Consider the following 18,597-nt stretch of genomic DNA (forward strand, 5'->3'; position numbering starts at 1 on the left):
AGGACGCGGTCGATGCTGGATGTTCTGCGCAATCGAATCTACCGGCATCTGTTTTTCGCGCAGGTCATCGCGCTTGTTGGAACGGGGCTTGCCACCGTCGCCCTGGGTCTGCTTGCCTTCGATCTCGCAGGCGATCGTGCCGGAGCGGTGCTCGGCACGGCGTTGGCGATCAAGATGATCGCCTATGTCGCTGTCGCCCCGATTGCCGGAGCCTTCGCTGAAGTGCTGCCGCGCCGGGCCATGCTGGTTACGCTCGATCTCATCAGGGCCGCAGTCGCGCTCTGTCTGCCCTTCGTTTCGGAGATCTGGCAGGTCTATGTCCTGATCTTCGTTCTTCAGTCTGCGTCTGCCGCCTTCACCCCGGCATTCCAGGCGACCATTCCTGATGTCCTGCCGGAAGAAAAGGACTATACCCGGGCGCTTTCTCTCTCCAGGCTCGCGTATGATCTGGAAAGCCTTGTCAGCCCGATGCTGGCGGCTGCCCTGCTGACGGTCATCTCCTTCCACTCGCTCTTTGCCGGAACCGTATTCGGATTTCTGGCCTCGGCGGCACTCGTCGTTTCTGTGACGCTGCCCAATCATCCCGCGAAAGAGCGCCGGAGCATCTACGAGCGCACGACACGCGGCTTGAAGATCTATCTCGCGACGCCACGGCTTCGCGGTCTGCTCGCACTCTGCCTCACGGTGTCTGCCGCAGGCGCCATGGTGATCGTCAACACCGTCGTCTTCGTGCAGGCAAAGTTCGAACTGACAGCCTCCGACACGGCGATCGCACTCGCTGCATTCGGGTCTGGCTCGATGCTCGCGGCACTCGTGCTGCCCAGGCTTCTCGACCGAATGCCAGATAGGTTGGTCATGCTCTACGGCGCTGCACTGCTCAGTGCAGGTCTGATCGCGACCGCGTTCATCGAGACCTACGGTTTGCTGCTGGCGCTCTGGTTTCTCCTTGGGATCGGCTACTCCGTTGTTCAGACACCATCCGGCCGTCTGCTGCGGCGATCAGCTCATCCGGAGGACCGGCCAGCACTCTTCGCGGCCCATTTCGCCCTGTCTCACGCCTGCTGGCTGATAACCTATCCCCTTGCCGGGTGGCTCGGTGTCGTCGTTGGTCTTCCTGGGACCGCCTTGATCATGGCGGCGATGGGCGCGGCGGGTCTTGTTACCGCGGTGTCCCTTTGGGAGATGGCGGATGAAGCCGAGGTGGAACACAGTCACGATGACCTTGCAGATGATGACCCACATCTGCGCGAGGGACACCATCGCCAAGGTCGCCGGCACAGTCATGCCTTCTTGATCGATCGGCTACATCCGGACTGGCCTCGCGAGCACTAATATCGGCTGATACAAGTTTTTCGGTATCTGTGAAATGTCCGATGTCGGTCCCCAACACAGAGATTGCTTGCGGGGTCCAGCCAGTTTTGCGAGACCCGCTCAAGCACGACGGATGGCCTGAAGAACGGCAGCCAGGATTGCTCAAGTTTTTGAGAAGGCGTCACTTTTTCCTGTGAGAAACGGACGCCGATTTTCAGCGGAAAACCGACCTAAAAGAGCTCGCCTAAAGATCCTGGATTCTCACATTATTTCAAGGACTTGACAAAATATCCTTTGATTTTCCTGTGTTTTCCCGCCGAGAGCGACTGTGGGTGCCGTCTTTGTGGCCTGGCTTTGGGCTGACGTCGATATGGCGGGAGAGCGGCAATCATTTCCGCTCGTAAGCACCAAGTTGGAGGTGACGCGGCATTCGTACGCCGCTGCCCTAGTGCGCTGTGTTAGAGCCTAAATGATCGCGCAGCGACAGTTTGATATATCGCAAAATGTGCCACCGCTCGTGACGGTGCTGATGTTTGCACCCCCTATTTTGGATTTACCAAACGCTTCAGATCGGCCGATCTATTTGGCTCACGCAAAAATCGGCGGGATCTCGATCAGCTTGCGGCCGTCGCTGCTTCCTGTCTCGAGGATGTCGAAGGCTGCGGTAAGCATGCCGGGCACGTCCTGGCGTGCCATTTCGATGTCGTGGCCAAGTAGGGCGACGAAGGGGTCCCAGTCAAAGCAACCGATGATGGGTTGCTCACCCTGAAAGTGGGCTGAGGACTTGATCCAGCGCATGACGCCTTCGAGCGAAATGGTTGAGTTGACGAACATGCCGCGCGGCACGCTTCCTTCTCTGGCCGCCATGGCGCTGAGCGCCTGCGCTGCCTTTTCTGGCGCGTAGCCGCAGGCGAGGACATGGTGTTCCTCGATCGGCACGCCGAGATCCTGATGGGCAGTGCGGAAGCCGCGGATACGTTCGGCGGTGTTGTGGTCACTGCCACGACCGCCGATGAAGAGCAGCGGCGCCATGACGCCGGTCTTAGTGTGGTGGTTGATCAATGTGCGCCGCGTTAGTTCGCGCGCGCCGGCGAAGTTGTCGGAGATGATCGACGTCGCCTTCGTGCCTGGTAGGTCAAGGTTCAGACTGCGAGTGCCTGCAGCCAAGCAGATGTCTGTTATGCGATCCGGATCGGTCGCACCCGTGGAGATCAGCCATTCCACCTGGTAGGACAGCATGGTGCGTGCCGCTTCCATCTCTAAGTCGGGATCACGCAGCGTGCAGGTTATGATCGGGAACAGCCCGCGCTCGCGCGCCATGATTTCGAAGGTCTCGACGATCGAGCCGAAATAGCGGTTGTCGTATTTAGGAACAATCATGCCAATGATCCGGGACTTTTCCCGGCGCAGCAGGCTTGCCTGCATGTTGATGGCGTAGCCCTGTTCCTCGGCGATCCGGGTGATCTTTTCTGCCAACTGGCTACTGATCCGGCGCTTTTTCCAATTGCCGTTCAGGACGGCGCTGACAGCACTTGCGGACGTTCCGGCGAGTTCGGCCAGATCGTAGATCGTCGTCTTCTTCTGCGGGCGCTGCTGATTCACGAATTCCTCCTGCGAGTCTCAACTTGACATCAAATGAGAGAAGTGGCAATTCTTGCTTCATCGATTGAGCAGTGGTGCTCAATCGATGATACAGGTTGGCTGTGGAGGGTCGACCGGGAGGCGTTCTGCCAGTGCCCATGTCTTGCGGCGCCGATGTGCTCGGCGACGAACGATAAACTGCGTCTCATATCAGGCGACGCGGAATGGGCGGGAGAATGACAGTCCGGAGCAGCCTCACAAGGCGAGCTGTTCCCATTCAAGGAGGAGAATGAGATATGAAAATTCGTTCCATGCTGCTGGCGACCGTCGGTCTCGCCGCAATGCTTTCCGGTTCTGCTCTCGCGCAGGAAGGGGCGACGGTCGCCTTCCTGATGCCCGACCAGGCATCGACGCGCTATGAAGAGCACGATTATCCGGGCTTCAAGGCAGAGATGGCCAAGCTCTGCCCGACCTGCACCGTCATCTACCAGAATGCCAATGCGGATGTCGCGCTCCAGCAGCAGCAGTTCAATTCGGTGATTGCCCAGGGCGCCAAGGTCGTTGTTCTCGATCCGGTCGATTCCGCTGCGGCCGCCGCTCTCGTCGAAATCGCCCAGTCCCAGGACGTCAAGGTCATCGCCTATGACCGCCCGATCCCGGACAAGGCTGCAGACTACTATGTGTCCTTCGACAATGAAGGCATCGGCCATGCGATCGCCAAGTCGCTGGTTGACCATCTGAAGGCCAGTGGCGTTCCGGAAGGTGCGGGCGTGCTGCAGATCAACGGTTCGCCAACCGATGCGGCGGCTGGCCTGATCCGGGACGGCATCCATCGCGGCCTGAAGGACTCCGGCTACAAGACGCTTGCCGAATTCGACACGCCGGAATGGGCGCCGCCAAAGGCACAGGAATGGGCCGCCGGCCAGATCACCCGCTTCGGCGCCGAGATCAAGGGCGTCGTTGCTGCCAACGACGGCACAGGCGGTGGCGCGATTGCTGCCTTCAAGGCCGCTGGCGTAAACCCTGTCCCGCCTGTCACCGGCAACGACGCGACGATCGCAGCCCTGCAGTTGATCATCTCGGGCGACCAGTACAACACGATTTCCAAGCCATCTGAAATCGTCGCGGCTGCAGCAGCAAATGTGGCTGTGAAGCTTCTGAAGGGCGAGACGGTCGAAGCCAAGACGACACTCTACAACACGCCGTCCGAGCTCTTCGTGCCGGCCGTTGTGACCGCGGAAAACATCAAGGCAGAGATCTTCGATAAGGGCATCCAGAAGCCCGAAGATGTCTGCACCGGTGAATATGCAGAGGGTTGCAAGAAGCTCGGCATTATCAAGTAATGATCTCCCAAGGCGCTCGGTCGGGGCTTGCTCCGGCCGGGCGTATCCCATTTCCCAAAGAAGAGCCCCGTCATGCAACGAAATGACATCGGTCTGCCGCCCAAGGGCACGACCATCCTGAAGCTGAGCAATGTCTCGAAGAATTTCGGTGCGGTTTCCGCGCTGAGCGACATCGAGCTTGAAGTGAAGGCGGGCGAGGTTGTCGCTCTCGTCGGTGACAATGGTGCCGGCAAGTCGACACTGATCAAGGTCCTGGCCGGCGTGCACCAGCCCAGTTCCGGCCGGATCGAGTTCATGGGTCAGGAAGTTTCGCTCGACAGCCCGAGTCGCGCGCTCGAACTCGGCATCGCAACGGTCTTTCAGGATCTGGCGCTCTGCGAAAATCTCGACGTCGTCGCCAACCTCTTTCTTGGACACGAACTCTCGCCCTGGAACCTCGATGAGGTGGCGATGGAAGTGCGTGCCTGGACGTTGCTGCGCGAACTCGCCGCCCGCATTCCCTCGGTGCGTGAGCCGATTGCCTCGCTGTCAGGTGGCCAGCGCCAGACGGTCGCGATTGCCCGTTCGCTGCTTCTCGACCCCAAGATCATCATGCTCGACGAGCCGACGGCGGCACTTGGCGTCGCCCAGACGGCCGAAGTCCTGAACCTGATCGAGCGCGTCCGTGAGCGCGGCCTCGGGGTCATCATCATCAGCCACAACATGGAAGACGTCCGTGCCGTTGCCGACCGCGTCGTCGTCCTGCGTCTAGGCAAAAACAACGGCGTCTTCTCGCCTGACGCCTCCAACCACGAACTCGTGGCCGCCATCACCGGCGCTACGGAAAACTCTGTCTCGCGCCGGGCTGGCCGAAAGGCCGTCGAACAGGCCGAAATCGACGGGAGCCCCGCATGAGCACTCAGATGTCGAATGAAAACAAGCCTGCGCCTCTTGCTCTCGATCGCAGCGATGAGCGCGTCCGCCACGCCGATGGCATCGGCGGTATGGTCCGCGCCTTCGTCAGCCGGATTCGTTCCGGCGACCTCGGAATGTTGCCGGTCGCCATTGGTCTGATCGTCATTTCGACGGTCTTCAGCATCCTCAATCCGATCTTTCTTGCGCCGAACAACCTTGTGAACCTCCTGTTTGACTGCGCGACAGTCGGTATCATCTCGCTTGGCATTGTCTGTGTACTCATCCTCGGCGAGATCGACCTCTCGGTTGGCTCCATGAGCGGTCTCGCCTCGGCGATCATCGGCGTGCTCTGGGTCAACTCCGGTATCTCATTGCCGCTCGCCATCGGTGCGGCACTGGTGACGGGAGCGGGCGTCGGTGCGCTCTACGCGATGATGTACAATCGCCTGGGCATGCCGAGCTTCGTTGCAACGCTTGCCGGTCTGCTCGCACTGCTCGGCTTGCAGCTCTATATCCTCGGCCCGACGGGCAGCATCAACCTGCCATATGCCTCGCCGCTGGTGCGCTTCGGCCAGATCCTCGTGATGCCTGACTGGCTGTCCTACCTGCTGGCACTTGTGCCCGGCGCCGTCCTGATTGTCGCCGGTATGGTCATCCGTGCGCGTCGACAGGCCGTCAATCTCTCCTCGCAGCCGATCAGCAGCCTCATCGTCAAGGCCGTGGTCCTGACGGTCGTACTTGAAGCTGCAGTCTACTACCTGAACCTCGGGCGCGGCGTGCCATGGATGTTTGGCCTGTTCGTGGCCCTGGTCGTGATCCTCAATTATGCGCTCACCAAGACCAAGTGGGGCCGCTCGATGTTTGCAGTCGGTGGCAACCGTGAGGCAGCACGACGCTCGGGTATCAATGTCCGCCGCATTTACATGAGCGCATTCATGCTTTGCTCGACGCTGGCAGCTCTCGGCGGCACTTTGTCCGCATCGCGTCTCGCTTCGTCCAGCCAGCAGGCCGGCACGGGTGACGTCAACCTCAACGCGATCGCAGCGGCCGTCATTGGCGGCACCAGCCTCTTCGGCGGACGCGGCAGCGCTTATTCAGCACTGCTCGGCATCATCGTCATCCAGGCGATCTCGAACGGGTTGACGCTCCTCAACCTCAGCTCGTCGCTTCGCTATATGATCACCGGTGCTGTTCTCGCCATCGCCGTCATCGTCGACTCGCTTGCCCGCCGCTCCCGCGTCAGCCATGGCCGCGCCTGATCCCAAGACTGGAGACTCGATATGACTGAACTTATGAAGGGCAAGGTTGCCGCCATAACCGGAGCGGCCTCGGGCATCGGCCTCGAATGCGCCCGCACGCTGATCGCCGAAGGCGCGACGGTTGTCCTGATTGACCGCGCAAAGGACAAGCTTGAGGCGCTCTGCCAGGAACTCGGCGAGCGCGCGAAGCCCCTGGTGGTCGACCTCTTCGATGGGCCTGCCGTCTCCAGCATGCTGCCGCGCATTCTTGAGCTGGCAGGCGGTCTGGACATATTCCACGCCAATGCCGGTGCCTATATTGGCGGTCCAGTCGCGGAAGGCGATCCGGATGCCTGGGACAGGATGCTGAACCTCAACATCAATGCTGCCTTCCGCTCCGTGCATGCAGTCTTGCCGCACATGATCGCGCAGAAGTCCGGGGACATCCTGTTCACCAGCTCAATCGCCGGCGTCGTTCCGGTTGTCTGGGAGCCGATCTACACGGCTTCGAAATTCGCAGTTCAGGCCTTTGTCCATTCGACCCGCCGCCAGGTGGCGCCCCATGGCGTGCGCGTCGGTGCGGTTCTGCCGGGTCCCGTTGTTACAGCACTCCTCGACGACTGGCCGAAGGCCAAGATGGAAGAGGCTCTTGCCAATGGCAGCCTGATGCAGCCGAAGGAGGTGGCCGATGCCGTGCTTTTCATGCTGTCGCGGCCGCGCAATGTGACCATTCGTGACCTTGTGATCCTGCCCAACAGCGTCGATCTCTGACGCCAGCTTGATCCTCACCAGCCTGCCTTGCAATGCCGAAACAGACGAGAAGACCATGACCTCAGCACAGAACTCGACCGAGGGAGCCACGCGTTACGTCATCGGCGTCGATGTCGGAACGGGCAGCGCACGTGCTGGCCTCTTCGACCTTGAGGGCCGCATGCTGTCGGTCGCGAAGCGCGATATCACGCTCTTTCGCGAGGCTGGCTCGATCGTCGAGCAGTCGAGCACCGAGATCTGGAATGCCGTCTGTGCGATCATTCGCGAAGCCGTGCATGCGGCGGGCGTTGCACCGGATCAGGTCATCGGGCTCGGCTTTGACGCGACCTGCTCGCTGGTGGTGCTGGGTGAGGGTGGTAAGCCGCTCGCAGTCGGCCCCTCGGAAGAGGCGGAGCGTGACATCATCGTCTGGATGGACCACCGCGCCGTGGCCCAGGCCGAACGAATCAATGAGATGGGGCATGATGTGTTGCGCTATGTCGGTGGCCGCATCTCGCCCGAGATGGAGACGCCGAAGATCCTGTGGCTTAAGGAAAATCGCCCGGCGACTTTCACAGCCGCTTGGCAGTTCTTCGATCTCGCCGATTTTCTGACCTGGAAATCGACCGGCGATCTTTCGCGCTCGACCTGCACGGTAACCTGCAAATGGACCTATCTCGCCCATGAGGCGCGTTGGGATCAAAGTTATTTCGATCAGATCGGCTTGGCCGAACTGGCGAAGGAGGGCTTTACCCGCATCGGTACTGACATCGTCGAGCCCGGCACCCGATTGGGGCAGGGACTGACGCTTCAAGCCGCCGAAGCCATGGGTCTCAAGCCCGGCACTGCGGTCGCCGCGGGCATGATCGATGCTCATGCGGGTGGCATCGGCACGGTCGGCATCGGCGGCAAGCCGGCCGAGAACCTGGCTTACGTGTTCGGGACCTCCTCCTGCACCATGACGTCAACGGCTGATCCCGTCTTCGTGCCCGGTGTCTGGGGACCGTATTATTCGGCCATGGTACCCGGCATGTGGCTTAACGAGGGTGGCCAGAGTGCCGCTGGCGCGGCGATAGATCAGCTTCTCTCCTTCCATCCCGCTGCCGCGGAGGCGACCGCCCGGGCACAGGCCGAGGGGAAGTCTTTGCCCGCCTTCATGGCCGAGCAGGCAGCACTCAAGATTGCCACTGCCTCAGAGGCCGTCAACCTTGCTGCAGGCCTGCATGTCGTGCCGGAATTTCTCGGGAACCGCGCTCCTTTTGCCGATCCGCATGCCCGCGCCGTCATTGCTGGCCTTGGAATGGAACGTGACTTCGACAGTCTGATCGCTCTCTACATCGCCGGCCTCTGTGGGATTGGCTACGGACTGCGCCAGATCATCGAGACGCAGGCAAAATCCGGTGCGTCCGTCGAGCGGGTGGTGATCAGCGGTGGCGCTGGTGCAAGCCCGTTGGTGCGCCAGATCCTGGCGGACGCCTGCTGCAAGCCTGTTGTCGCGACTGAAGCGGACGAACCTGTCCTGCTCGGCTCTGCCATTCTTGGTAGCGTTGCGGCTGGCGCCTTCCAAGATGTTCGCGATGCCATGCGTGAACTTGCAAGGAGTGCGTCGATCCATACGCCAAGTGGCGAGCGTGTAGCGACACTTCATGAAGGACGCTATCAGGCCTTCCTCAACCTTCAGGAAGTTTCGCGGACCATAAGGTCCTTCTAGCATTGCTAGGCAGCAATCGGGCTGCGGGTGCAACTCGTGACACTGCGGCTTGAGGCTTATGCGGGCCGGGACCGGGTCCGGGAGTGCGGCCTCGGGGTCGCCAGGAGCAATCGACGTTGGATTGAAAACGGATGCGACGGTTTCGAACGCCGGGGGACCTGCGGTGCGCGCCGGGCAGGTCTGCCGCCGCCAGTGAACTCGCTCAAGGTCCTATCAACCAGTTCGTGGCGCTCATCGATCTCGAGGAGGGCTGCTGCGCGGCCCTCGAAGATCTTTGACGCTGCTCGCTGGCGATTGATCGCGGTGTCTTCAATTTCGAAGTGGTACATCAGCCTGCTGATGCCGGCTTCAAAACTTGCGCTAACGGCTGTCGTGCGCTCAGCACGATAATTGATGCGGATGGCATCGACGTGAGAGACTGGTACGCCATTCTTCAAGAGATAGCTAAGGCCGATGCACCCTTCCTCCAGGGAGAGTTCCACACGGGTTCCGAACTTCGCAAGAAGTTGGTAGGCCCAGCCAGCTTCAAGATCGAGCTCCATGTCAACGACATCACCCGCGCGCCCAAAGATCTTCGCGGCTTCGCTGATCTCTCCCAGTCGCTCAAGTTCCTTGTCGCGCCCATGTTCAAAGAGCTTCTGGAGTTGCTGCTTGGACATTGTTTCCTTCGACTGCATCTTCAATTCGGCGAGCCGCGTGTTGAGTTTGCGGCCGATCATCTGTGCCTTCCTATGATCCGAACAATGAAGGGTCAGTGAAAGTCTGCTGCCGGGGTGGCAGTGAATGAAGGCTGCTGGAATGCGTGGCCGCCAGTAGAAGATGTTTCCCCGGCGGATAAGATTTTCGACCCCGTGGCGGACTGCCATGACGTAGACACCCTGAATCAGGCCCGAAGGTCGCCTCGTGCCGTTTTCGGCTTGGGCATCAGGCCGCCAATGACGCCAAAACGGGATCCGGCACGACGGAAGAACTTAGGAATCAGGGCTTTTTGGGAGAATTGGCTGGGGAACCTGGATTGTCACATGATTTCAATGGCTTAGAAAAATAGCCTTTGATTTCCCTATGTTTTCCTGCCGCGAGCGACCGTGGATGCCATCTTTGTGCCCTGGCTTTGGGCCGACGTCAACATGGCGGGAGAGCGGCAATAATTTCCGCTCGGGAGCGCCAAGCTGGAGGTGAGGTGAGCGTTTTCGGGGGAGGGGCAGCTATGCGCCGCCATATTGGACGACGGGGCATCCGCTGGCGGTGCCCGAAAGCGGAATCGAGGCCATAGCGGCCTCATCTCGCCAACGAGCTAGGGCTCTAGGCCAGGTGGTGGCCCAACTCAAGACCGGCACAATTCTCTCCGCTCCCAGCGATACTGCCAACTATTGCGTTCGTGTGGTGATTTCAGACCTGGTGAGACTATCGGACGGCACTTCTGACAGGTGCATCCCGGCAGCACTTCATTGCGCCTTCAGCCGTAACCGGTCGGTCACAAGCTCCATCACAAGCACGATTACGAAGATTACCAGGATGATGGTGGAAGCATTACGGTACTGGAAGAGATCGAATGCCACCTTGAGCTCCTGGCCGATCCCACCGGCACCAACGAGGCCGAGAACGACTGACGAGCGGACCGCCTTTTCCAACGCGAACTGCGAAGTGTTGATCAAGGACGGCATGACATCGGGGATGACCGCGCCGGAGAGGACGGAAAAGCGGCCGGCGCCGGCGGAAAATAGCGCTTCCTGCGGCTCCTTGTCGGCATCCTCGATCGCTTCGGCGAAGAAGCGGCCGCAAAAGCCAATCGTGTCGATGATGATGGTCATGGTGCCGGCGACTGCGCCAAGGCCGATGGAGGCGACGAAAAGGAGCGCCCAGACCATGTCAGGCACCGTGCGGAACAGCGAGATCATCACTTTGAAGACATGCCGGAAGGGTCCGATCGGCGACAGCGTGCGCGAGGCAAGCCAAGCGATCGGCAGGCTCAGTAGCACACCGATGACGGTGCCGACGAAGGCGATCTGCAAGGTCTCGATCGTACGCCAGGTGACGCGCATCAGGAAACCGGGTTCCAGGCTCGGCGGCAGCATGCGCTCGATCAGGTTTGCCATTCTCGGAGCGCCGTTGATCAACTGGTTCGGTGTCGGCGCGACCTGCGTGGCCGAGACGATCAAGAGCGCACCAAGAGCGACCAGAACGGCAAAGGCAAAGGGCGAGGCACGGAAGAAACGGGCAGGCACAGCATCACGCATGGAAGACACCATCCAGGCGTTCGCGGTCTACATCGGCAACCGGGAGATCGAAATGTATGCGGCCGGCCTTCAGCGCGACGATGCGGTCGGCGAAGCTCAGCGCATGATCCATGTCGTGGGTCGTATAGACCAGCGTGATGCCCTTTTCGCGGACGAGGTCGGAGAACAGCGCCATCATGTCGCGGCCCGCCGTCGGATCGAGGCTGGCAGCCGGCTCGTCGGCGATCATCAGCCTGGGCTTGCGCACCAGCGCGCGGGCGATGGCGACGCGCTGCGCCTGACCGCCCGAAAGTTGGTCGGCGCGTGCCGTCGCCTTGTGCGAGAGCTTCACCTGGTCGAGCGCATCCATCGCCTCTTCGCGACTTTCTCGCTCGGCAATCGCCTGATGCCAGGCGCGCCAGGTGCCGGGCAGCCCGAGTTTGCCGTGGACGACATTGGTCAGCACCGACTGCCGACGGACGAGGCCATGATTCTGGAAGACGAAGCCGATCTGCTGGCGCATGCGCTTGAGTTGCGACCCGTTCGGCGCGCGGCAAAAGGATTCGCCAAGCGTCGAGATCTCACCATCGCAGAATGGCGTGTGGCCGATCAGGCATTTGAGCAGCGTCGACTTGCCCACTCCGTTGGCGCCGACCAGCGCCACGCGCTCGCCGCCCCGGATGCGGATATCGACGCCGGAAAACACCGGCTTCCCGTTGGCATAACCCTTCTTCAGGCCCTGTGTGCTGATAACGTCCATGGCGGTCTTCTTTCTGCGGATATGGCGAGGGGTCGGCGCTGATGGCGCCGACCCGTTCGCTGGCTCGGGGAAATCCGTTCAGTTGACGAAGTCGTTGAAGGTGTCGACGCCGATCGTGCGATACATCGAGCGGACGTAATCGTAGTCGCTGTCCTTCACGTCGGTCAGGAAGAAGCCACCCTTGAACTTCTGATTGTCTTCGCCCTGGAGAACAGCAGCCATGATGTCGGTGCCCTTTTCGGTGAAGGCCGTGCGGATCTTTGCGACGGTCTCCTCGGCCAGGTCTTTGCGGGCAACGAGAATGTCGTTCGGCAGATCACGGCCGCGGGCGACCACGGCAAAGGCGACATCCGGGAAGGCTTCGCGGACGGAGGCAAGATGTCCGAAGTTAAGGCCGATAGCGGCGATGTCGCCACGGATCAGCGCTTCTGCGGCAACGTTGCGGGCGAGGATGACGGGTTCGTAGTCCTCATTGTATTTGAGGCCGTAGTCGGTGAGCGTCTGGGCCGGCCCAAGATGCTGAGAGGTCGAGCCGACCGAGCCGAAGGACACCTTCGTGCCCTTGAGATCATCGACCGTACGGATCGGACCATTGGCGAGGACGGCGATCTGGGCGAAGTAGTCCGGACGCTGCCAGGCGACGACGATCTGCGGCTGTGCAAGCTCCTTCATGACGACATATTCGGCAGGGCCTGTGAGGACGAGGTCAACCTGACCGGAATTCATTGCCTCGACCGCTGCGGTGCGCGAGCTTACCGGGAAGAGCTCGACTTCGAGGCCGGTCGCCTGTTCGAGGGCCTTTTCAAAGCCGCCGAATTCCTGCTGCAGGGCTTCCAGGCCCTCAATATCGGTGACGGCGAACTTGACGCTTTCGGCTGCGGCTGGCGCCAGCGAGACGAGAGAGATTGCACAGGCTGCGAGAAGGGAACGGATCATGATATCTTCCTTTGCTGTATAGACAGGAGCATCTTCTGCGACTATCCCTAGCGGCAAGACGTGACGGGCACGTGACAGTCTGACGGCCCGATGGCGAAAAACGGAACAGAGAGAGACGGATGAACTGGACCATTCGCAACGGCACCGTGCTGGGCCCTGACAGGCTCGAACACACCGACCTCTTCATCGAAGGCGGCAAGCTGGTGGGCAGCCAAAATGGCGGCCGCAAGATCGATGCCGGGGGCTTGCTTGTCCTGCCGGGCATTGTCGACATCCATGGCGACGGCTTCGAGCGTCAGATCATGCCGCGGCCGGGTGTGCGCTTCGACGTCGGTCTCGCCCTGCGCGACACCGACCGGCAATTGGTGGCCAACGGCATCACCACCGCCTTTCACGGCGTGACGGTGTCCTGGGAGCCCGGCCTTCGTTCGCTGCAGGCAGCCGGCGACTTCGTCACCGCACTTGCCGCCGCCCGCCCGCATCTGGTCTGCGACACGCGCCTGCACCTGCGCTGGGAAACCTTCGCACTCGATGCGCTGCCGCAGGTGATCGATTGGCTGTCGCTAGAGCCAAAGCCTGTCGTGGCTTTCAACGACCACACGACGGGTTCGGTGCTGAAGGGGACGATTGCTCGCAAGATCGGCCAGATGGCGGAGCGTTCCGGCTTGTCGCGCGACGACTACATGGCGCTGCTGGACAGCGTCTGGGAACGCCGCAGTGACGTGGTCGGCGCCATCGAACAACTGGCGGCAGCGGCACGCGACAACGGCAATGTCCTGCTCGCGCATGACGAGGCCTCACCAAAAGAGCGCCGGCATTTCCGGGCTCTGGGGGCTGTGTCCTCAGAGTTTCCGCTGACGCTGGAAACGGCTGCCGAAGCCCGCGCCGCCGGCGAGCACGTCATCCTCGGCGCGCCAAACGTGGTGCGCGGCGGTAGCCACAACGGAGCGCTTGATGCAACGACGGCAATCCGCGACGGGCTTTGCACCGTGCTTGCCTCCGACTACCACTATCCGTCACCACTGCATGCCGCGTTCAGGCTGGCATCCCCTGATGATGCTGACTTCGCCAAGGTCTGGCATCTCGTGTCTGCCAACGCCGCAGCCGCTGCTGGGCTTGAGGATCGGGGGCGCCTCGAGGAGGGAAAACGCGCCGACGTCATCCTCGTCGATGCGAAGGACATGCGCCACCCGAAGGTGGTGGCGACCTTCGTCGGCGGTCGGCTGGTCTGCTCGGCACATACACTGATAGAGACCGAATCCACGATTGCCTCAGCCGCCCCCTGAACCGGAAATCATCATGCTCGACACGCCCGAAATCCCTCTCGCCACCTTTGAGGGCCTGGTCTTTGGACCACGCAGCGACATGCCGATATGGCAGCAGATCCGCGACCATATCCTTGGCCTGATCGAAGGCGGAGCCTTGAGGCCAGGCAGCCAATTGCCCGGCGAAACGCATTTGGCGGCAAGCCTCGGCGTCACCCGCATCACGCTGCGCCAGGCGCTCCAGCAGTTGCAAGCCGAAGGACATCTGACGGCGCGCAAGGGTGTGGGCATCTTTGTGCGCAGCCCGCCAGCAATCTTCTCTGTCCGCGATGGGCATCCATTCCGTGAGAACATCGAGACCCACAGCGCCCCCATCACCACCGACACACGCTTTGTACGGCGCGAACTGGCGACTGCCGAACTCGCGGCGCGGTTGCGCATTGCCGAGGGAGCGGGCATCATCCACCTACGGCGTCTGCGACTGCTTGGCGACCAGCCAGTCTACGTGAACGACAAGCACTTTCCCGCCGACCGGTTTCCCGATTTCGAGGCACTCTATACTGAACGCCAATCGGTGACGGATGTCTTCCGCGCCAGTGGCATCGCCGCCTTCCGAAGGGTCGAGACCCGGATTAGCGGCGGCTTCTCGTCGGCGGACGAGGCCGAGAACCTGCGACTGACGCCGGGAACGCCGGTGTTTCACCTGAACGCCCGCAACGAGGACGACAAGGGCCGCACGATTGAGTGGACATCTGGCTGCTGGCCGCTGATGTCCGTTGAATTCGTTTTTGGAGCCCCGACGAAGTAGCGCCAGGCGTTTGGTGACGTTTGCGGCTCCCAGAGCGGTGGGCAAAGACACACGGCTTTTAGACAGTCACGCGAATTTCGCTGATGTCGGGAAGAACCCGCAAACCGACCACTTGACGTTCGGGGATTGATGTCCGCGTTTCGGCCGAACTTAGGCAACTTTATCTGATGCGCAAAAATGTCGCCTTAACCCTAGCGGTACTCCAGCAACGGACATTCTTCTTTCGGCCCCGTGAATACTGCGCTAGCGGGTCCCCAGCCAATCTTGGGAGGCCCGCTGCGCACGACGGATGGCCTGAAGAACAGCAGCCGGAATTGCTCAAGTTGTTGAGAAGGCGTCGCTTTTTTCTGTGAGAAATAGTCGCTGATTTTCAGCGAAAAACCGGCCTAAAATGGCCTGCCTGGAGAACCTGAATTTTCACATGATTTCAAAGACTTAGAAATTTCGCCTTTGATTTTCCTATGTTTTCCTGCCGTAAGCGACCGTGGATGCCATCTTTGTGCCCTGGCTTTGGGCCGACGTCAACATGGCGGAGGAGCGGCAATTATTTCCGCTCGGGAGCGCCAAGCCGGAGGCCAGGTGAGTACTTACGCGGGGGAGCTAAGCGTCTTCATTACGGTCGTTCGCCAGGTTAATTCACGGCTTCTAAAGCCGCAGCTCTACGCGGCACGTCAGCGGCGTTTTTTGCGGAGGCGCTAAAACAAATAGGGACGGAAGCGGTGATTTAGTCCGCAGGCGGGTTCACAAGCTGATGTGACTGTCTCCTTTGGCTCGCTGGTTTCGCAGGCCCGCATTTGGGTTATTGTTCTGGCGGCGGGAGTGAGAGTTCACACTCGAATCCCGTGACTCCCTCAGGCAGAACCACAGTCCTCAAGCTCATCGAGCCGCTCATCTGAGCCACCAGTTTTTCGACGATCGCAAGACCGAGACCGGCTCCAGGCTTACTCGTATGGCCGCGCCTGAAGCGCGCTCGGTAAACATTAAGGTCTGGATCGAGTGGAACGGAAACGGCATTGGTCACCGTGATGCGCCCATCCGCGGAGATGGCGATCGTGACGGGCTGTTCGGCATCGCCGTAACGAGCTGCGTTTTCCAGAAGGTTGTTGAAGGCAATGGCGAAGGCGTCTGGGTCGATTGCTCGTACGAGGCCCAGCAACCCGGGTTCCGGCCGCAACTCGATCATCGCGGTTGGATGCTGCGAGCGCTGGAAGGTCTCGACAAGCAGCTTTACGAGGGCGAGCAAATCAACCGGAGTACTAGATAATCCGACGCCTGCCTCCGCGCGGGAGAGCTGCAGTAGTTTCTCCAGCATCAGCGACAGGCGGCGGAGCGCTTCCAGCACGCGATGCGACCGCGACCGGTCATCCGGCTCGTTTAGTTGATCTGCCAGCAGCTCCATCTGGGCGAGTGCACCGGCGAGTGGCGTTCGAAGTTCATGGGCGCTGTTGGCGGCAAGCTCCCGTTCGGCTTGTAGCGCGAGCTTTAGGCGTCCGAGAAGCGTGTTGACCGAGCCCGGTATCGTCGCGATTTCTGTCGGAAGCCCAAACAAAGCGATGGGTTCGAGGTTGTTGCCATCGCGTCTACTGATCGCGTCCCGCAGTTCATTGACCGGCCTTGTCGCCCGCACGACGACCCAGCGGATTGCGAACATGCCGAGCGGAAGCAGAAGGAGGATCGGCAGCAACAGCGTCAAGGCGCTTTCAAGCGTCGCCTCGCGTCGATGCGCGAGCGAGTCCGCCACCTGGACGAAGAGCGTATCGCTGACCGCCGCGATGGTGAAGATCCGTCTGTCATCGCCGCTCCAGAAGCCGGGCAAGAGCGGTGCGGCATAAGGTTCAGCTCCGACATTGTGCGAATGGAGAAGCACCCTTCCGGAGGCATCGCGCACCTGATAGGTCAGGTATTCGTCTGTTGCGCCAGGATTGAGCGCCGCCACCTGGTCCGGCCCTTTGCCGATGTCGCGACGGAAAAAATCGTCGATGACGAGAGGGGCGAGGCGTTCCGTGGTCTCCTGCAGCGCGCTGTCAAACACTTCATCGAATTCAGCACGCATGACGTGAATGGAGAATCCGACCGCGATCGTCCAGAATAGCACGAGCAGGACCGACAGAGAAAGGACAAGGCGTCCGGAAAGGCTTCGGGTCTCAACTCGCATCGGCGGAAATCCTGTAGCCGACACCGCGCACGGTCTCGATTGCATCCTTGCCCAGCTTTCGGCGCAAGCGGCTGACATAGACTTCAACCGTGTTGCTCTCGACCTCCGCCCCAAAGGCGTAAAGCGCTTCCTCGATCTGCGCCTTCGACACGATGGCGCGTTTGCGGGCGATCAGCCTGTCGAGCACGGCCCATTCGCGGGAGGAGAGAAGGATTTCCGCACCGTCCCCAGCCGCAATCCGCCGCTCGGAAGGGTAAACTCCGATGCCTGCGATGGTGAGATCGGGCAGCTTGTGCGTGCCATAGCGTCGCGATACGGCGTGAATACGGGCCTGGAGCTCGCCGAGATCGACAGGTTTGACAAGATAGTCGTCGGCCCCGGCATTCAATCCGGCAATGCGATCGGACACCTGGTCGTGGGCCGTCATGATGATGACGGGCATCTCGTCGCGGCGGGCCCGCAGAGCCTTCAGAATATCGAGCCCGCTCCCATCCGGCAGCCTGAGATCGAGGAGCACGAGATCATAGGCGGCTGCTTGAAGGCTCGCCTCGGCCTCGTCGCATGAGAGCGCCCAGTCCACGGCATGGCCCTGGCGGTGCACGTATGTCTTCACCGCATCGCCGAGCATTTCATCGTCTTCGACCAGCAAGACCCGCATTCATTTTCCCCTGTCAAAGAGATCGAGATCTCTTGTCGCGCACGAAACTGACAGTCCGCTGAACCGCCCGCAAGGTCCGAGCTCGCCCTTCAGGTGGCTGTCAGCTTGCGGGTCGATCCTCCCCTCGTGTCCAACACCAGGAAAGGAACACAGTCCATGCAGAAGATCATCATCGCTCTCGGCCTCGCAGCTGCCTTTGGCGGCACCGCACTTGCTTCCGAAAAATGCAATGTCGCCATGGCCGACTGGAAGCCGCGCGAGGCGCTGCAAACCAAGCTTGAAGGCGAAGGCTGGAAGGTCCGCTCGATCAAGACCGAAGACGGCTGCTATGAAGCCTATGCCATCAATGCCGAAGGCAAAAAGGTCGAAGCCTATTTTGACCCGCAGACCCTCCAGTCGGTCGACATGAAGATCGAGGACTGATCGATGACGTCGACAGTCAAGGTCTGGGATCGTCCGGTCAGGCTCTTTCACTGGAGCCTCGCGGGCAGTGTCGCCTTGTGCTGGTTGACGGCGGACGAGTTGCAGAGCCTGCACGAGGTGGCAGGCTATGCAGCCGCCGGCCTGATTGGCCTGCGGCTCGTTCTCGGCATAGCCGGGACGCGCTATGCCCGTTTCAGCCAGTTCATCCGTTCGCCAAAGCGCACGCTGCTCTATGCCGGCGACATGCTTCGCCACAAGGAGGCCCGCTATCTCGGCCACAATCCGCTCGGGGCCGCCATGGTGGTCGTGTTGCTTCTGATGGTCGGTGGCATCGCGCTCACCGGCTGGATGCAGACGACGGATGCCTATTGGGGCATTGAATGGGTCGAGGAGACACATGAAGCGCTCGCTCAATTGCTGCTGGTGGCCATCGCCGTCCACGTGGTGGGCGTCATTCATGCCAGCCTCCGGCATCATGAAAACCTTGCGCTTGCCATGTTCACCGGGCGCAAACGCGCACCGGACGGCGGCGATATTCTCTGAAAGAG

At 60.9% G+C, this 18,597-nt stretch carries 17 protein-coding genes; 10 read left to right on the plus strand and 7 right to left on the minus strand.

Annotated features, from left to right (window positions below):
• Positions 1 to 12 precede the first annotated feature (12 nt).
• Complete coding sequence (locus IP85_RS05740; RefSeq protein WP_054148723.1) at positions 13 to 1,332, plus strand: MFS transporter; 1,320 nt, start codon at positions 13 to 15, stop codon at positions 1,330 to 1,332.
• 567 nt (positions 1,333 to 1,899) lie between these two features.
• Here the strand turns inward: IP85_RS05740 and IP85_RS05745 are convergent.
• Positions 1,900 to 2,913, minus strand: coding sequence for a LacI family DNA-binding transcriptional regulator (locus IP85_RS05745; RefSeq protein WP_054148724.1), 1,014 nt, complete (start codon positions 2,911 to 2,913; stop codon positions 1,900 to 1,902).
• 320 nt (positions 2,914 to 3,233) lie between these two features.
• Between IP85_RS05745 and IP85_RS05750 the strand changes: the two genes are divergently transcribed.
• The 5 genes from IP85_RS05750 (at position 3,234) to IP85_RS05770 (ending at position 8,828) form a co-directional block, all read left to right on the plus strand.
• Positions 3,234 to 4,235: a sugar ABC transporter substrate-binding protein gene (locus IP85_RS05750; protein ID WP_245280822.1), complete on the plus strand. Its 1,002-nt coding sequence runs from the start codon at positions 3,234 to 3,236 to the stop codon at positions 4,233 to 4,235.
• 72 nt (positions 4,236 to 4,307) lie between these two features.
• Positions 4,308 to 5,129, plus strand: a complete 822-nt coding sequence (locus IP85_RS05755) for an ATP-binding cassette domain-containing protein (RefSeq protein WP_054148726.1) — start codon at positions 4,308 to 4,310, stop codon at positions 5,127 to 5,129.
• Positions 5,126 to 6,388, plus strand: coding sequence for an ABC transporter permease (locus tag IP85_RS05760; RefSeq protein WP_054148727.1), 1,263 nt, complete (start codon positions 5,126 to 5,128; stop codon positions 6,386 to 6,388). Before IP85_RS05755 ends, IP85_RS05760 begins: the two co-directional genes overlap by 4 nt.
• A gap of 21 nt (positions 6,389 to 6,409) precedes the next feature.
• Complete coding sequence (locus IP85_RS05765; protein WP_054148728.1) at positions 6,410 to 7,138, plus strand: SDR family oxidoreductase; 729 nt, start codon at positions 6,410 to 6,412, stop codon at positions 7,136 to 7,138.
• 55 nt (positions 7,139 to 7,193) lie between these two features.
• Positions 7,194 to 8,828 carry an FGGY-family carbohydrate kinase gene (locus IP85_RS05770; protein ID WP_054148729.1) on the plus strand — a complete coding sequence of 545 codons (1,635 nt, stop codon included), beginning with the start codon at positions 7,194 to 7,196 and terminating at the stop codon, positions 8,826 to 8,828.
• Positions 8,829 to 8,884: 56 nt separating this feature from the next.
• Here IP85_RS05770 and IP85_RS22515 read toward each other — a convergent pair whose 3' ends face one another.
• The 4 genes from IP85_RS22515 to IP85_RS05790 form a co-directional block, all read right to left on the minus strand.
• On the minus strand, positions 8,885 to 9,547 hold the full coding sequence (locus tag IP85_RS22515) for a hypothetical protein (protein WP_245280806.1): 663 nt from the start codon (positions 9,545 to 9,547) through the stop codon (positions 8,885 to 8,887).
• A gap of 726 nt (positions 9,548 to 10,273) precedes the next feature.
• Complete coding sequence (gene phnE, locus IP85_RS05780; RefSeq protein ID WP_171901562.1) at positions 10,274 to 11,065, minus strand: phosphonate ABC transporter, permease protein PhnE; 792 nt, start codon at positions 11,063 to 11,065, stop codon at positions 10,274 to 10,276.
• On the minus strand, positions 11,058 to 11,804 hold the full coding sequence (locus tag IP85_RS05785; protein ID WP_054148731.1) for an ATP-binding cassette domain-containing protein: 747 nt from the start codon (positions 11,802 to 11,804) through the stop codon (positions 11,058 to 11,060). The genes phnE and IP85_RS05785 overlap by 8 nt, the downstream gene beginning before the upstream one ends.
• Positions 11,805 to 11,882: 78 nt before the next feature.
• A complete protein-coding gene (locus IP85_RS05790) occupies positions 11,883 to 12,740 on the minus strand; it encodes a PhnD/SsuA/transferrin family substrate-binding protein (RefSeq protein WP_054148732.1) in 858 nt (285 codons plus the stop codon).
• A 119-nt stretch (positions 12,741 to 12,859) separates the two neighbouring features.
• Here IP85_RS05790 and IP85_RS05795 point away from each other — a divergent pair, with 119 nt between their 5' ends.
• The gene (locus tag IP85_RS05795) at positions 12,860 to 14,026 is read left to right on the plus strand and encodes an alpha-D-ribose 1-methylphosphonate 5-triphosphate diphosphatase (RefSeq protein ID WP_082347602.1); all 1,167 of its coding nucleotides are present in this window, start codon (positions 12,860 to 12,862) and stop codon (positions 14,024 to 14,026) included.
• A gap of 13 nt (positions 14,027 to 14,039) precedes the next feature.
• Positions 14,040 to 14,813 (plus strand): phosphonate metabolism transcriptional regulator PhnF, encoded by a 774-nt coding sequence (phnF, locus tag IP85_RS05800; protein ID WP_054148733.1) that lies wholly within the window; start codon positions 14,040 to 14,042, stop codon positions 14,811 to 14,813.
• A gap of 799 nt (positions 14,814 to 15,612) precedes the next feature.
• On the opposite strand, the gene IP85_RS05805 is transcribed toward phnF, so the two are convergent.
• Complete coding sequence (locus IP85_RS05805; RefSeq protein ID WP_054148734.1) at positions 15,613 to 16,968, minus strand: HAMP domain-containing sensor histidine kinase; 1,356 nt, start codon at positions 16,966 to 16,968, stop codon at positions 15,613 to 15,615.
• Positions 16,958 to 17,626, minus strand: a complete 669-nt coding sequence (locus tag IP85_RS05810) for a response regulator transcription factor (RefSeq protein ID WP_054148735.1) — start codon at positions 17,624 to 17,626, stop codon at positions 16,958 to 16,960. Before IP85_RS05810 ends, IP85_RS05805 begins: the two co-directional genes overlap by 11 nt.
• Before the next feature lie 156 nt (positions 17,627 to 17,782).
• On the opposite strand from IP85_RS05810, the gene IP85_RS05815 reads away from it, so the two are divergent.
• Positions 17,783 to 18,049, plus strand: coding sequence for a PepSY domain-containing protein (locus IP85_RS05815; RefSeq protein ID WP_054148736.1), 267 nt, complete (start codon positions 17,783 to 17,785; stop codon positions 18,047 to 18,049).
• 3 nt (positions 18,050 to 18,052) lie between these two features.
• Positions 18,053 to 18,592, plus strand: a complete 540-nt coding sequence (locus IP85_RS05820; RefSeq protein ID WP_054148737.1) for a cytochrome b/b6 domain-containing protein — start codon at positions 18,053 to 18,055, stop codon at positions 18,590 to 18,592.
• Positions 18,593 to 18,597 lie beyond the last annotated feature (5 nt).

The organism is Rhizobium sp. AAP116, from assembly GCF_001295785.1.
In the GTDB taxonomy this organism is placed as follows: Bacteria; Pseudomonadota; Alphaproteobacteria; order Rhizobiales; family Rhizobiaceae; genus Allorhizobium.

What these genes read in the sequence shown, in the direction of transcription:
- phnF (WP_054148733.1), top strand. Translation starts at nt 14,040, where the DNA reads ATGCTCGACACGCCCGAAATCCCTCTCGCCACCTTTGAGGGCCTGGTC.
- IP85_RS05805 (WP_054148734.1), bottom strand. Translation starts at nt 16,968, where the DNA reads ATGCGAGTTGAGACCCGAAGCCTTTCCGGACGCCTTGTCCTTTCTCTG.
- IP85_RS05760 (WP_054148727.1), top strand. Translation starts at nt 5,126, where the DNA reads ATGAGCACTCAGATGTCGAATGAAAACAAGCCTGCGCCTCTTGCTCTC.
- IP85_RS05810 (WP_054148735.1), bottom strand. Translation starts at nt 17,626, where the DNA reads ATGCGGGTCTTGCTGGTCGAAGACGATGAAATGCTCGGCGATGCGGTG.
- IP85_RS05790 (WP_054148732.1), bottom strand. Translation starts at nt 12,740, where the DNA reads ATGATCCGTTCCCTTCTCGCAGCCTGTGCAATCTCTCTCGTCTCGCTG.
- IP85_RS05820 (WP_054148737.1), top strand. Translation starts at nt 18,053, where the DNA reads ATGACGTCGACAGTCAAGGTCTGGGATCGTCCGGTCAGGCTCTTTCAC.
- IP85_RS05770 (WP_054148729.1), top strand. Translation starts at nt 7,194, where the DNA reads ATGACCTCAGCACAGAACTCGACCGAGGGAGCCACGCGTTACGTCATC.
- IP85_RS05815 (WP_054148736.1), top strand. Translation starts at nt 17,783, where the DNA reads ATGCAGAAGATCATCATCGCTCTCGGCCTCGCAGCTGCCTTTGGCGGC.
- IP85_RS05765 (WP_054148728.1), top strand. Translation starts at nt 6,410, where the DNA reads ATGACTGAACTTATGAAGGGCAAGGTTGCCGCCATAACCGGAGCGGCC.
- IP85_RS05750 (WP_245280822.1), top strand. Translation starts at nt 3,234, where the DNA reads ATGCTTTCCGGTTCTGCTCTCGCGCAGGAAGGGGCGACGGTCGCCTTC.
- IP85_RS05755 (WP_054148726.1), top strand. Translation starts at nt 4,308, where the DNA reads ATGCAACGAAATGACATCGGTCTGCCGCCCAAGGGCACGACCATCCTG.
- IP85_RS05795 (WP_082347602.1), top strand. Translation starts at nt 12,860, where the DNA reads ATGAACTGGACCATTCGCAACGGCACCGTGCTGGGCCCTGACAGGCTC.
- IP85_RS22515 (WP_245280806.1), bottom strand. Translation starts at nt 9,547, where the DNA reads ATGATCGGCCGCAAACTCAACACGCGGCTCGCCGAATTGAAGATGCAG.
- phnE (WP_171901562.1), bottom strand. Translation starts at nt 11,065, where the DNA reads ATGCGTGATGCTGTGCCTGCCCGTTTCTTCCGTGCCTCGCCCTTTGCC.
- IP85_RS05740 (WP_054148723.1), top strand. Translation starts at nt 13, where the DNA reads ATGCTGGATGTTCTGCGCAATCGAATCTACCGGCATCTGTTTTTCGCG.
- IP85_RS05785 (WP_054148731.1), bottom strand. Translation starts at nt 11,804, where the DNA reads ATGGACGTTATCAGCACACAGGGCCTGAAGAAGGGTTATGCCAACGGG.